Source organism: Burkholderia sp. IO2 (assembly GCF_029522185.1).
GTDB classification, from domain to species: Bacteria; Pseudomonadota; Gammaproteobacteria; order Burkholderiales; family Burkholderiaceae; genus Burkholderia; species Burkholderia cenocepacia.
This window is the reverse complement of sequence record NZ_JAKWFH010000137.1, coordinates 1-1,367: the sequence shown is the minus strand read 5'-3', so window position 1 is coordinate 1,367 and position 1,367 is coordinate 1. Positions and strand designations below refer to the sequence as shown.

Sequence of the window (1,367 nt, the reverse complement as noted above, 5' to 3'; positions counted from 1 at the left end):
CAGACTTGTTATAGGATCAAGCCTTACGGGCAATTAGTATCAGTTAGCTGAACGCATTACTGCGCTTACACACCTGACCTATCAACGTCCTGGTCTCGAACGACCCTTCAAGGGGATCTAGTCCCCAGGGATATCTCATCTTAAGGCGAGTTTCCCGCTTAGATGCTTTCAGCGGTTATCTCTTCCGAACATAGCTACCCGGCGATGCCACTGGCGTGACAACCGGTACACCAGAGGTTCGTCCACTCCGGTCCTCTCGTACTAGGAGCAGCCCCCTTCAAATATCCAACGCCCACGGCAGATAGGGACCAAACTGTCTCACGACGTTTTAAACCCAGCTCACGTACCTCTTTAAATGGCGAACAGCCATACCCTTGGGACCGGCTACAGCCCCAGGATGAGATGAGCCGACATCGAGGTGCCAAACACCGCCGTCGATATGAACTCTTGGGCGGTATCAGCCTGTTATCCCCAGAGTACCTTTTATCCGTTGAGCGATGGCCCTTCCATACAGAACCACCGGATCACTATGACCTGCTTTCGCACCTGCTCGACTTGTCGGTCTCGCAGTTAAGCACGCTTATGCCATTGCACTATCAGCACGATTTCCGACCGTACCTAGCGTACCTTCGTACTCCTCCGTTACGCTTTGGGAGGAGACCGCCCCAGTCAAACTGCCTACCATGCACTGTCCCCGACCCGGATCACGGGCCAAGGTTAGAACCTCAAACAAACCAGGGTGGTATTTCAAGGACGGCTCCACCGAAACTAGCGTTCCGGTTTCATAGCCTCCCACCTATCCTACACAGATCGGTTCAAAGTCCAATGCAAAGCTACAGTAAAGGTTCATGGGGTCTTTCCGTCTAGCCGCGGGTAGATTGCATCATCACAAACACTTCAACTTCGCTGAGTCTCGGGAGGAGACAGTGTGGCCATCGTTACGCCATTCGTGCAGGTCGGAACTTACCCGACAAGGAATTTCGCTACCTTAGGACCGTTATAGTTACGGCCGCCGTTTACCGGGACTTCAATCAAGAGCTTGCACCCCATCATTTAATCTTCCGGCACCGGGCAGGCGTCACACCCTATACGTCCACTTTCGTGTTTGCAGAGTGCTGTGTTTTTATTAAACAGTCGCAGCCACCAGTTTATTGCAACCCCTTCACCCTTCCAGCGCAGGCTGGTCAAGCTACAAGGGCGTACCTTATCCCGAAGTTACGGTACCAATTTGCCGAGTTCCTTCTCCCGAGTTCTCTCAAGCGCCTTAGAATACTCATCTCGCCCACCTGTGTCGGTTTGCGGTACGGTCATCGTTAGACTGAAGCTTAGAGGCTTTTCTTGGAACCACTTCCAATTGCTTCGCTCCC

1 rRNA gene is annotated in these 1,367 nt (G+C 52.7%); it reads right to left on the bottom strand.

The window, feature by feature from the left end:
- Positions 1-12: 12 nt before the first annotated feature.
- A 23S ribosomal RNA gene (locus MMB92_RS35155) occupies positions 13-1,367 on the bottom strand; the annotation flags it as partial.